Below are 13,387 nucleotides of genomic sequence, written 5' to 3' on the forward strand. Positions count from 1 at the left end.
GACGGGCGGCCAACAGGCGGCCAACAAGCGGCCACGGACGGGCCGTCGTGGGAAAACCCACAGGTGGGAAGGGGGTCATGGCGGTCTCGGGGACCGATTGTCAGTGGTGGCTTCTAATGTGATCCACATCGCAGACGGAAGGTCGGGGAGGCCGGGTCATGGGGTGGATCGAGACGGCGGCGGGCGGGTACGCCGTCGCGCTGGACGGCGCGAAGGTGGTGTGCCGCAATGCCGCGGGGCGCGCGCTGAAGCAGGTGCCGGGCAAGCTGCGGGACGACCCCGAGGTCGTACGGCTGCGGCAGCTCGCGGAGTGGCTGGAGCGGCACGAGCGGGAGTGCCTGGCGCAGGCGGACACCTGGCTGGTGCGGTCGCTGCCGGTGCCCGCCGCGCTGCTGGCCCGGGTGTGGCCCGACGCGGCCTGGCGCAAGGCGCTGCGCGATCTGGTGGTGGCCCCGGCCGCCCCCGACGGCGGCCCCGATCTGACCCGCGCGGGCTTTCTGCGGGACGCCGATCCGGAGCGCGGCCTCGGCGTCGTGGACCTGGCGGGGGATTCGGTGCGGCTGACCGCGCGGTCCGTGCTGATACCGCACCCGGTGCTGCTGGTGGAGCCCGCCGACCTGGGCGAGCTGCGGGAGTTCGCCGCGGAGCTGGACGTGGCCCAGAGCATCGGCCAGCTCTTCCGCGAGGTGTGGCGGCGGGAGCCGGGCGTGGACGCGGGGGCGTACGCGCTGGACACGTACGCGGGCGGCAGGTTCAAGGAGTTGCGGCACGCCACGGCCCGCGCGGCGCAGCACGGCTACCGGGTGCGCGGCGGCCACGCGGTCTGCCAGGTCGTGGAGGACGGCCGGACGGTGGAGGCGGCGCTGTGGCTCGGTGACGACTACCCGGAGGCGGAGTCCGTCACCGGGGGCCTGGAGTGGCACGGGGAGCGGGGCGCCCGGCTGCGGCTGGGCGAGGTCGGGCCGGTGGCCTGGTCGGAGGGCGAGCGGATGGCCTCGCTGCTGTACGCGGGACGGGTTGTGGACGAGGAAGAGGAGGGGGACCGGTGAACGAGCGGGATCTGCTGGAGGCGGGAGCGGTGCTGCCGCTCGGCGCGCCGGCGCCCGGGCTCCCGGCCGAGGGCGACGTGCCGGCCGAGGGCGACGTGCTGGCCGCGCGCGGCTACCGGCACCCGGCGCTGGACGGGCGGACCGTGGTCCGTCTGGTGCCCGAGGCGCTGGGCGAGGCCGAGGACCTGGCGCTGGAGTATCTGGGGTTCGCCGCCGAGGGCGGTGAGCGGGTCGGCCGGGTGGCGCGGCAGTCGCTGGGCTTCCCCGCCTGGGCGCTGGTGCACGACCCGGCGAACGGCAGGCACGCGCTGGCCGTCGTCAAGGAGATGGAACGCCTCGCGCGGATGGCCGCGACCAAGCCGGGCCACGCCAAGGAGGGTTTCGACGAGATCGCCACGCGGCTGGACCGCTCGGTGCCGCACTTCCTGCCGACGTACTACGAGCAGGTGGCCCGGCTCTTCGTGGCCGCGGAGTCGCCGACGTACGCGTCCTCGTTCTTCGGCAAGGCGCGGGACGCCGAGCGGCGGCACGCGCTGGAGGTGGACGAGGAGCGGCTGCGGGAGGTGTTCCTCGAGTTCGCGGCGGCGGGCGCGCTGAGCGGCAAGACCCTGCGGGAGCAGGCGAAGGGCCTGGCCGAACGGCTCGATCCGGCGGCGGCGTTCGAGCAGTTCCGCGTCCTGTGCCTGGAGCGCGGCGCGGCCGGCCTCGCGCCCTACGCGGGCATGGTCGAGGATCTGCGGCGCCTGGCGAAGGCGGCGGGCCGCGATGTCTTCGCGGAGGAGGTCTCGCTCGTCACGGAGCTGCTGCCCTCCGGGACCGTCGCACGGGCCCCGCAGTCGTTCTGGAAGACGGTCCGCCCGGCGCTGGTCGCCGCGGCCCGGCAGAGCCCGGCCGTCCGCGCCCGGCTCCTCCATGTGCTGCCGACCGCGGGCGACCGGACCCCGGCGGCGTACCTGATGTGGCTCGACACCTTGGCGGCGGCGGGCTCGTTCGCCCTGCTCACCGACCCGGCGGCGGCCTGCGAGGAGGCGCCGGGGGCCGCCGAATGGCTCGGGGCGTGGGCCTGGCACCGGCAGCGGGGGTACTGGCGGCGGGCCGGGCGGATCGCGGCGGAGCTGGACCTGGTGGAGCGGTTGGCCCCGCGGCTCGTGCGCGACGGGGAGCCGGTCCGGCTCACCACCGAGCAGGGACACCACGAGGTCGCGCTCGACCTGCTGGACGCCTGCCTGGCCGCGGGCGTGCCGGTCACCGATCCGCGCCGGGGCACCGCACTCGACCTGGCGGAGTGGCTGGACGACAAGGAGCCCGGCCGCCGCGACCTGGCGGCGGTCGCGGCCGACCCGCGGTACGCGCCGCTGCTGCGGGCCGCCGTCGAGAAGGCGGCGGCCGGCTCGGAAGGACCCGGCCATCTGGAGCGGATCGCCGCGGACCCGGTGCTCGGGCCGGTCGCCGGGTCCTGGCTCGCCGAGCGGGCGGAGGATCTGGGCCGTCCGCTCGGACTGCCGGAGCTGGAGCGGCAGTTGAACCGGCTGTCCCGGTTCACGTCGCACGCGGCGCTGGCCACCGCGCCCGCCGCGTCCGCGCGGATCGCCGCCTTCGACGTCGCGCCCGTCCTGGCAGGCGCGCTGCGGGCCGGTGTGCTGGACGAGCTGGGCTGGTCCGCGCTGGACGAGGCCGTGAAGGTGATCCGGCCGTCCACCCCGCCGGGCACCCAGCCCGCCGACGGACCTCATCTGGACGACGCCTGGCCCGCGTTGCTGGTCGTGCAGGGCACCCGTGGGATCGCCGTGGGCCCGGACGGGGTGCTGGACGACCGTACGCTCGCGCTGCCCGCCCCCCACACCTACGGCTGGGACCGGGCGGTGCTGCGCTGGACCGACGGACAGTGGCTGATCGCCTCAGGGCGCGGTGACGACCGCCGGGCCGCCTGGTCGGGCCGGCCCGCCGATGTCTTCCCCCCGAAGGGCACGCTGGAGACGCCGTGGCGCGGTCCGGGCACGGTGTCGCTGCCGCTGCCCGGCGGTGGCCGCTTCTTCGGCACCCGCCCGATGCTCGCGGGCGACCGGTCCTTCGGCGACCGCCGTCCGGTCGCCTCGGACGGTATCTCGTACTGGGTGCTGCACGAACAGCGCTGGTACGAGTACGACCCGGCGACCGCGACCCGGGGCCGCGCCTCGGTGCCCGGCTTCTTCGACAGCGCGCTCGGCGAGGGGGTGCCGGACGCCGCGCTGATGGAGGCGTCGTCCCGGCTGCTGCCGGTCCAGCCGGGTCTTGAGGGCTCGCCGTTCGGCAGCAAGGACGGTCTGCTCGGCTGGTGGGTGCGGTACGACCCGGCCGCCCGCACCCTGACCGCCTGTTCGGTGGACGGCACCCGCAGCCGCGCGCTGCCCTGCCCGGACGGCATGGACGGCTTCCGGTACGGGCGCGGTCCCATGCCCCTGCCGCCGCTGCGGCTGCCGGGGGGTGCGGTGCTCCACCCGGTGACGGCGGGCCACTCCTCGGAGACCGTGCGGCTGTTCGACCCCGCGGGGGTCGAACTGGCCCTGGTGGAGGGCGGCGCGCGCGGCAATCAGTACACGGGCGGCACCGAACTCGTCCCGCCGGTCTGGTACTGGCACGCGCTGCGCCCGCGCGACGAGGCCGGGTCCGCGGTGCTGCGGGCCGTCACCGACCGGCAGGCCGCGGCCCTGCTCGCGGCGCTGCCGGACGAGAAGGCCGACGCGGTCGCCGCCGTAGGCCGGGTGCTGCCGGGCGTCACGCACCCGGCCCTGGTCAAGGGAATCGCCGCGCTCGCCGCCGAGGCCGCCCGCGCGGCCGGCCGGATCGCCGCCTTCGGCGAGCGGCTGGCGAAGGCGGACGAGCCCGCCGACGCGGGCACCGTCCCGGTCGTACACGCCCTCGACGGCCCGCTCAACGTCGCGTTGGCCGGGCTCCAGTCGGGCGGCAACTCCTACCGCTCGTCGGGCTCCACGCGGCACGCCCCGGCCGCCGTCGAGCAGATGCGGGCCCTGCACGGGCTGCTGGCCGGCGCCGCTCCGGGCGCGGAGCCGCCGGCGGGCGGGCCGCTGCGGCAGCTGGCGCAGTCCGTGCGCCGGGCGCTGACCGCCGCCGTCCCGCCCGGCCCGGCCACCCTGCCGCTCAACGGCTCGCTGGTCGGCTGGTCGTCACTGATCGGCCCGGGTCTGGCCGCCGCCGCTCAGCGGGCCGCCTCGCCCGGTACCCCGGACGAGGACCGGGCCGCGCTGCTGGAGTTCCTGGACGAGGCGACCGGCGGCGCGGCCCCGCTCGCCGACCCGCGCGGCCGACTGCGGGCCGTCGAGCTGAGCGGACCGGCCCCGGCGAAGGGCGAGGGCCTTGTCCGGGTGCACCGGGCGGGCGGCCGGCTGCTGCTGATCCTCGACTTCTCCTGGGTGCCCGCCAACCGGCAGCACTGGACCGGCGTGGAGTACGCGCCGGACGGGAGGTTCGGGCCCTGGGAAGGGTTCGAGCTGGTCAAGGAGACCACCTTCGGCGCCCCGGACGACCCCGAGCGCACCGCGGCGATCCGCCGGCTGGTCGCGCGGGTGCGGGAGAACGGCCCGGTGCCGTACCGTCCGGCGGCGGCCGAGCGGTTCGCTGAGCTCACCGGGGTGGACGCCTCCTCGGCCGCGCTGCTGCTGCTCGGGCTGACCGGCACCGACAGCTTCGGCTCCGAGAGCCTGCCCTCCCCCGAGGTGCTGGCGCTCGCCGGGCTGCGGCCGACCGTCGCGGCCGGCGCGCGTCAGGCGCTGCGGCCGGTGGTCACCTCCCAGCGGGTCCGGCTGCTGGCCCGGCTGGTGCCCGCCGACCCCGAGGCCGTCGACCTCCTGTGGCGCGACGGCTTCGACCCGGACGCGCTCGCCGCCGAGTGGATCGCGCTGCGCGGCAGACAACGCCCGGTCTCCATCGAGCTGTTCCAGCGCGCCGACCGGGAGGCGAACCTCGGCAACAGCGTCGTCCGCGCCCTCAACCCCGAGCTGCAACCCGAGCTGACCGGCCGCACCCGGCAGCGGCTGGTCGACGGCCTGCTCGCCCCCGAGGACCGTAACGCCCTGCTGACCGGCGGCGAGCTGAGCCACCACGTCCGCGCCCTGCGCTGGCTGGCCTACCGGCTGCCGTACGGCGACCCGCTGCGCGCGGTGCTGCCCGCCACCCTGCGGGCGCTGCGGGCCCGGCTCGCCGACGACGGACTGCTGCTGCACGCCGAGGCGGACTGGACCTCGGAGGGCAAGCCGTCCTCGGTGGCGGTCCGGGAGGCGTACGGGCTGCCGGCCACCGGTGGCGCGGACCGGGACGGATTCGTGACGGCCGGACCCGCGATCGTGCTGCTGCCCGACCGCTACGGCCACTGCGAGAACGTATGGCTGCGGACCTCGGCCCTGCTGCCCGGCACGTCCCCCGACGGCGGCCCCGGCCACCCGGCGCTGACCCTGCTGACCGGGCTGCGGCCCGCCGCCCGCACACTGTGGGCGCTGCGGGAGGTGGTCGGCGACGGTCTGACGGAGCTGGTGGCGGCCGACGGCCCGGCGGGCCGGCCGCACTGCCCGGCGCACAGCGCGCCCGAGCTGGTCACGGAGGCGTCCGCGCGGCTCGGGCTGTCCGAGGACGCCGCCGCGCTCTATCTGATGCTGCTGGCGCTGCCCGATCCGACCGACCGTCAGGTCACCGTGTGGACCGGGTGGAAGCCGGCCCGTATGAAGCGGACCCGCGCCGAACTGGCCGCGACCGACCTGGTGGTGGAGGCCAAGCGGGCCCGCGCGGGCCGCACCCTCTTCCTGCCCGGCGGCTGGCTCGACGCCAAGGCGCCGAGCCTGCCGATGGAGACGTGGAAGACCCCGCTGTTCCCGGCGGACGGCTACGACGGGTTCGTCGTACCCGACCGGCCGGTGCCCGAGCTGCTGCGGCAGGCGTGGCAGCGGGTGATCGCGGGCGACGCGCCCGGATTCGAGGAGTTCGCCGCGCGGCGGACCGGACGGGGAGGGGCCCGGCGATGAGCACCGAGACACGGCCGGCGGCCCGGCAGATCGAGCTGCCGGAGGACCGCCACGCGGCCGAGCTGGCCTTTCTGGCCGGTTACGACGACGGGCCGCGGCCCCCTGGCTGGCGGCTGACCCCGCGCGCGGTGGTGACCTTCGTCTGCGGCTCCGGCGGCGAGCCGCTGCACCGGGCCTCGGACGGCGAACGGCTCACGGTCACCCGGAAGTTCGTCGGCGACCGGGCGCTGGTCGAGCGCTGTGTGGTGACCCTCGCCGGGGAGCGCGGGCTGCTGCTGGTCGGCGAGCCGGGCACCGCCAAGTCGATGCTGTCCGAGCTGCTGGCGGCCGCCGTGTGCGGCAGCAGCGCGCTGACCGTGCAGGGCACCGCGGGCACCACGGAGGACCAGCTGCGTTACGGCTGGAACTACGCGATGCTGCTCGCCCAGGGCCCCGGCCCCGACGCCCTCGTACCCTCCCCGGTGCTCACCGCCATGACCCGCGGCGCGGTGGCCAGGATCGAGGAGGTCACCCGCTGTCTGCCCGAGGTGCAGGACGCCCTGGTGTCGATCCTGTCCGAGCGGCGGATGGCGGTGCCCGAGCTGGCCGAGGGCGACGGCGGCACGGTCCACGCGGCGCCCGGCTTCACCGTCATCGCCACGGCCAACCTCCGGGACCGCGGGGTCTCCGAGATGTCCGCGGCGCTCAAGCGGCGCTTCAACTTCGAGACGGTCGGCCCGATCACCGACCTGGACGCGGAGACCGAGTTGGTGCGTTCCCAGGCGACGGCGGCGCTGGCCCGCTCCGGGGCGAGGTTCACGGTCGACCAGGCCGTGCTGGAGGCGCTGGTCACCGCCTTCCGCGATCTGCGGACCGGGCAGAGCGCGGAGGGCTGGGAGATCGAGCGGCCCTCCACGGTGATGAGCACCGCCGAGGCGGTCCACGTGGCCACGTCCATGGGCCTGGGGGCGGCGTATCTCCCGGACGGCCGGGACCCGTTGCGCACGCTGCCCGGCCACTTGCTCGGCACCGTGCGCAAGGACGACCCGGCCGACCACGCCCGGCTGCTCGGTTACTGGGACGGCCCGGTCCGCCGCCGGGCCGAGCAGGGCGCGCCGCTGTGGCGCACGTTGTGGGAGCTGCGCGATGCGCTCGGCTGAGAAGAAGGCGCCGAGGGGCGCGAAGGACGGGAGCGACCGACCGGAGGCAGTGATGGGACACCTGACACCCGAGGACGCGATGGAAGAGCTGACGGAGAACCGGACGCCGTATCTGATCGGGGTACGGCACCACTCGCCCGCGCTGGCAGCCGCCATGCCCGAGCTGCTGGAAGACGCGGCGCCCGAGGTGCTCTTCGTGGAGCTGCCCTCGGACTTCACCAACTGGATTCCGTTCCTGGCCGACCCGGAGACCCGGCCGCCGGTCGCCCTGGCGGGCCACGGCCCGGGCGGGCTGGTCTTCCTGCCGTTCGCCGACTTCTCGCCCGAACTGGCCGCCCTGCGCTGGGCCCGGGAGGCGGGCGTGCCGGTCGTCCCTTTCGATCTGCCGGTCGGGGCGGGACCGGGCCGGGACGCGGCGGACGGCCCGCCGGCCGGGGGTGCGCGCCGCGGAGGGGGCGGCGCGCACCCCGGCTCCCCGGACCCGTCCGGGACCGGGGGCCGGCCGCTGGAGCGGGCGCTGCGGGCCCGGGCCGGGGGCGGCGAGGACCTGTGGGACCGGCTGGTGGAGGCCGCCGCGCCCGGCGGAAGCCCGCAGGAGCTGCGGCGGGCGGCGCTGCTGGTCGGGTGGGCGCTGCGCCGGGACACGGCGGAGTCCGGCCGGCTGGACCCGCGTGACCTGCGGCGCGAGGCGCACATGCGGCGGCGGCTGGCCGAACACCCCGGCAAGCGGACCGCCGCGCTCGTGGGCGCCTTCCACGGCCCGGCGCTGCTCCCGGGCGCCGCGTCCGAGGAACCGGTGGAGACGGAGCCGGTGGCGGTGACGACCTCCCTGGTGCCGTACGCGTATCCGCTGCTGGACGAGCGTTCGGGCTACCCGGCGGGCATCCGCGACCCCGAGTGGCAGCAGGGCGTGCTGCTCGCGGCGGGCGACCCGGCGCGGCTGGACGACCTGCTGGTCACCACGGCGGTACGGATCTGCGCGGCCGTACGGGCGGCCGGTCATCCGTGCGGGCCGCCGGACGCCCGTGAGGTTGTCCGGCACGCCCGCGACCTCGCCACACTGCGCGGCCTGCCCGCGGCCGGGCGGGGCGAACTCCTGGAAGCCGTGGAGACGGTGCTCACCCAGGGCCAACTGCTCGGCCGGGGGCGGGTGGTGGCCCGGGCCCTGGAGACCGTACTGGTCGGCACCCGGCACGGGCGGCTCGCCCCCGGCACCCCGCGCTCCGGCCTCGGCCCGGCGGTGGAGGGGCTGCTCGCCGACCTCGGGCTGCCGGGGCCGGCCGCGCCGGAGCGGCGCGAACTGCGGCTGGACCCGTACCGTTCGCCGCTGGACCGGCGGCGGGAGATCGCGCTGCGGCAACTGGCGGTCTGCCGGGTGCCGTACGGGGAGCCGGCGGACGTGGCGGGCACCGGCGGCGCGGCGGGGGTCGGCACCCGGTGGACGGTCGGGTGGACGCCCGCGACCGCCGCGATGATCGACGCCGTGGCGGCGCACGGCAGCGAACTGCCGCAGGCCGCCGAGGGGTTGCTGCGGCAGCGGGCGCTGAGCGAGCGGCGGCAGGGCGGGCCGACGGCGGCCGAGGTGCTGGCCGGTCTCGCCGACGCGGCGCACTGCGGGCTGACCGGCCCGGCCGCCGACCGGCTCGACGAGAGCGCCCAGCTGCTGCCCGCCACCGGCACGCTGCCCGAACTGCTCGCCGCGATGGCGCTGCTGGACCGGATCGCGGCCGGGCTCGTACCCGGGCTGCCCGCGGAGTGGGAGACGGCGGCCGTGTCCGCCGCGCTCGCCGAGCTGGCGGCGGCCGGGGTGCGCGCCCTGGACGGGCTGGCCGGTTCCGAGGACCCGGCGGACGCCCTGGCGCTGGCCGAACTCGCCTCCCGGGCCACGCCGGGCCTGCGGATGACCGACGCGCTCGACCGGCTCGCGGCCGAGGGCACCGCGCTGATCCGGGGCGCCGCGGCGGCCGCCCGGGTGCTGCTCGGCGAGAGCGGGGCCGCCGCGTTCGGCACGCTGCTGGCCTCGCGCACGGACAGCGCGACCACACCCGAACTCCGCACGGATCTGGCCGCGTATCTGACCGGCGCGCTCACCGCGGCCGGGCCGCTCCTCGAAGCGGGCCCGCTGCTCGAACCCTTCACCGCGCGGATCGAGTCGCTGCCCGACCGGCCGTTCCTCACCCGACTGCCCGCGCTGCGCCAAGGCTTCCAGGCCCTGTCCCCCGCGGCCCGCGACCGCCTTCTCACGACCGTCCGCACGACGGGACTGCCCGCCCGGACCCCGGACCCGGCCACGCTCGCCCGGCACGCGGCGGCGGACCTGGCGGCCCGCGAAGTGCTGGCCGGACTGGGCCTGTTGCCCCCGCCGCCGGTCGTGGCCGAGCCGGCCCCGCAGGACACGGCCGCGGACCCCGCGCCGCAGGCCGGTTCCCTCACCCCGGACCTGCGCTGGCAGTTGCTGCTCGGCCGGCTCGACGAGCGGGCGTCCGGGACCGGTCGGGCGGGGCGGATCGCCACGGCGCTGGACGAGCTGTACGGGACCGGCCGCGGCGAAGGGGCGGGGGCCGGTGGCGGCGGGGGCGCCGGGAGCGAGCCGCCGTACCCCGATGTCCGCGGCTGGTCGGAGGAGTTGGCGGCGCTCTTCGGCGAGGGCGTACGCGAAGAGGTGCTGGCGGCGGCCGCGGCGACGGGCCGGATGGACGCGGCCCTTGAGCTGGACCCGGCGGCGGCCCGGCCCTCGGTGGAGCTGCTGCGTACGGTGCTGTCGTACGCGGGCGGCCTGCCGGAGGGCCAGTTGGCGCGACTGCGGCCATTGGTGGCCAGGCTGGTACGGGAGTTGACGGACGCGCTGGCCACCCGGCTGCGTCCGGCGCTCGCGGGCCTGACCCACCCGCGCCCGACCCGCCGCCCGGGCGGACCGCTGGACCTGGCGCGTACCGTACGGGCCAATCTCGCGACCGCGCGCCGCGATCCGGCCGACGGCAGGGTGACGATCCTTCCGGAGCGGCCGGTCTTCCGGACCCGGGCGCGGAAGGCCGCGGACTGGCGGATCGTGCTGGTCGTCGACGTCTCGGGGTCCATGGAGGCGTCCACGATCTGGTCGGCGGTCACGGCGGCGGTCCTGGCCGGGGTGCCGGCCCTCCGCACCCACTTCGTGGCCTTCTCCACGGAGGTGCTGGACCTCACGGACCAGGTGGCCGATCCGCTGAGCCTGCTGCTGGAGGTGCGGGTCGGCGGGGGTACGCGGATCGCGCACGGCCTGCGGCACGCGCGCTCGCTGGTGACGGTGCCGTCGCGGACGATCGTCGTCCTGATCAGTGACTTCGAGGAGGGCGGGCCGGTGGGGGCGCTGCTCGCGGAGGTACGGGCGTTGGTGGATTCGGGGTGCCACGTCCTCGGGTGCGCGTCGCTCGACGCGGCGGGGAGGCCGCGGTACTCCGTGGGGGTGGCGGGTCAGTTGGTGGCGGCGGGTATGTCGGTCGCCGCGCTGAGTCCTTTGGAGTTGGGGCGGTGGGTCGCGGCGAAGGTCCGGGCCCCGTGAGGGGCCCCTGCGCGGGGTGCGCCCACTGGCGTGGGGGGCTTTTCGTTCCCACCCCGCCCACCCGTGCGGGTGCGTCTTCGTCTGCGGGTGCAACCGGTGGTCGGGTCGGGGCCAGTCCGGAGGTGACTCCTCGAACTGCGCATGTGGCGTTTTCCCAGGTTGGGTAACGGGAGTTTGCGCATTTCTGCGGGGACGCCTCCTCCCCGTCCCCTCCGACCGGTTGGCGGCGAACGGTCGCTGGGGGTGGTCAAAAAACCGGGTCCGACCGGAGAAGCGTGTGGGTTATCCCGACCTGCCAGTTGGCCACCCCGTAAGAACCGACAGCCGCCGATGGCGACGCGGGCCCACAAGAAGACCCGCAGACGGAGTCGACCCCGCACGGGCGAGCGAAGCGAGATGGGGGTACCCCCAGGCGAAGCTCTGGGGGAGGGCGGGAAACACCCCCACCACGGACGTGCACGTTGCGGGGGACGTAGGGGCAGCCCCCTCAACCACCCCGCGGCCGTCAGCCGCCAACGATGCCGGAGGGGACGGGGAGGAGGTGTCCCCGCAGAACTGCGAACGCAACACCGGCGGTGAAGCCGAAAACGAAACGGAAACGTTCGCAGTTCGAGGAGATACCTCCGGACTGGCCCCGACCCACCCACCGGTTGCACCCGCAGACGGAAACGCACCCGCACGGGTGGGCGGGGCGGGGATGAAAAGGCCCGACCCCGGACGAACCCGCACCCGCCGTACCGGGCGAACCGTAGACGGAGTCGACCCCGCACGGGTGGGCCGGGAGGGAAACACACCCGCCACGGACGTGCACGTTGCGGAGAACGTCGGGGCAGCACCCCGTAAGGCCCCACGCAGTGGGGCGCGCTCGCGTAGAGATTGGAAGGGAACCGCAGCATGACGAGTCCGCTGCCGCCCGTGGCGGCAAACGCCGCCGCCGAGGCAACGAACGCCCTGCCCCCGCGGCTGCGGAAGCGATTGGAGGTGACCGCCGCCAAGGCGAGGACGTGGGACGCCACCCGCGACGGCAACGCCCTCACCCTCCACGTCGACGCCGACACGACAGTGACCCTCACCCTCTCCCCCACCGGCACGATCACCACCGCCGACGCGGTGACCTGCACCTGCCTGCTCGCCCCCGCCTGCCTGCACCGCGCCGCGGTCCTCGCCGCGGCCCCGCTGGCCGAAGCGGACACCCCCGCGGCGGAGCCGGCAGAGCCGGAACCGGCACCCACGGCCGCGCCAGGCGCGGCCCGCGCGGCCCGCGCGGCACACGCGCTGTGGACCGCCGCGGTCGCCGCCCTGGAGGCGGGCGCCCGGACCTCGGCCCTCCCCCGGACGGGGCTGCTGCACGCCGCCCACACCGCCCGCCTCGCGGGCCTCCACCGGCCCGCCGCGACGGCGACCCGGGTCGCCCGCCGGCTGACCGAGGCGGCCGACGCGGACAGCGCCTTCCGGCTGGCCGATCTGACGGACGACCTCGCCGCGCTGCTCGGCGAGGCGAGAGCCGTACGGGACGCCCCGGACTCGGCCGCCGCGCGGGAGGCGGCGGGGACGGCCCGCCGTACGTACCGGGCCGCCGGATCGCTGCGGCTGTACGGCCTGTTCACCGAGCCCGTGGTGACGGCGTCGGGGTACGCGGGGGCGACGGCGTATCTGGCCACCCCGGACGGGGAGTTCCGTACGGTCGCGGTCGTCGCGCCCGGCGGCCCCGAGCGGGTGGCGGCCTCGGCGGCGGCCCGCGTACCCGGCGGCGCGGCGCTGACCCTGCGCGAACTCGGCCGCGGCGGCGGGCTGATCGCGACGGGCGCGACCGTGACCGAGGACGGCCGGATCGGCGGCGGCGCCGGGCTGCGTTCGGTCGCGGCGCCGGGCGCGGGCTGGGACGAGGCACCGTTCGACGCGCTGTGGGCGCGGCCCGTGGACGAACAGATACGCACCGCGCTGGCCTGGCGGGACATCCCCGTGGACCAGCGCCCGGCCGGCGGCGATCTGCTCTTCCTGACCGGTACGGTCACGGTGGTGGCCGGGCGGCCCGCCCTCGCGCTGTCGACCGGCGAGTCCGGTGGCGGCCCCGCGCCCGTACTCCACGCGCCGGACGAGCGACCGGAGTTGGCGTACGCGGAGAATCTGCGGCTGCTGATCCGGCACGCGGGCGCGCGCGTACGGGTGGTCGGGCGGTTGGCCGCGGACCGGCCGACCGGCCTGACCGCGCTGGCCCTGTCGCTCGGTGGCACCCCGTTCCATCTGGGCCTCGACCGTCTGCCCCCGGGCCCCCCGCCGTCCGCCGACCCCCCGCCGGGCGTGGCGCTTGCGCTGCCGCCCGTCGAGTGGGATCTGCTGAACCGTACGGTCGGCCGGGCCGTCGCGGGTGGCCGGGCCGTGGCCGCCGCGGCGGTCGACCCCGCGCTCCCGGCCCGGCTGCGCGCGGCCGGGCTGCCGACGGCCGCCGATTGCGCGGCCGCGCTCGCCGCTACCGCCAGGGCCCGCCGCCCGGACGCGCTGGGGGCGATGCTGCCCGCCGACCCGGACGCCTTCGCCCTGGCGTGGCTGGCCGCGGCCGTGTATGTCCGGGCGGCCGCCCGCGAGTTCACGGCAACCGCGTGGACCCGGCACACGTCCCTCACGGTGTAGAGGACCGTCGGCCACCGC

Annotated in this window: 5 protein-coding genes; all 5 read left to right on the plus strand. The window is 76.9% G+C overall.

Annotation, left to right across the window (positions count from 1 at the left end; genetic code table 11):
• Positions 1-158: 158 nt before the first annotated feature.
• Complete coding sequence (locus OHA30_RS09765) at positions 159-1,049, plus strand: DUF4132 domain-containing protein (protein WP_328913423.1); 891 nt, start codon at positions 159-161, stop codon at positions 1,047-1,049.
• On the plus strand, positions 1,046-6,061 hold the full coding sequence (locus OHA30_RS09770; RefSeq protein WP_328913424.1) for a hypothetical protein: 5,016 nt from the start codon (positions 1,046-1,048) through the stop codon (positions 6,059-6,061). The genes OHA30_RS09765 and OHA30_RS09770 overlap by 4 nt, the downstream gene beginning before the upstream one ends.
• Positions 6,058-7,200, plus strand: coding sequence for an ATP-binding protein (locus tag OHA30_RS09775; protein WP_328913425.1), 1,143 nt, complete (start codon positions 6,058-6,060; stop codon positions 7,198-7,200). The genes OHA30_RS09770 and OHA30_RS09775 overlap by 4 nt, the downstream gene beginning before the upstream one ends.
• 52 nt (positions 7,201-7,252) lie before the next feature.
• Entirely contained in the window at positions 7,253-10,738 is a 3,486-nt protein-coding gene (locus tag OHA30_RS09780; protein WP_328913426.1) for a DUF5682 family protein, read from the plus strand.
• 894 nt (positions 10,739-11,632) lie between these two features.
• Entirely contained in the window at positions 11,633-13,369 is a 1,737-nt protein-coding gene (locus OHA30_RS09785) for a hypothetical protein (RefSeq protein ID WP_328913427.1), read from the plus strand.
• Positions 13,370-13,387 lie beyond the last annotated feature (18 nt).

It is taken from the genome of Streptomyces sp. NBC_00223 (assembly GCF_036199905.1).
Classification (GTDB): domain Bacteria; phylum Actinomycetota; class Actinomycetes; order Streptomycetales; family Streptomycetaceae; genus Actinacidiphila.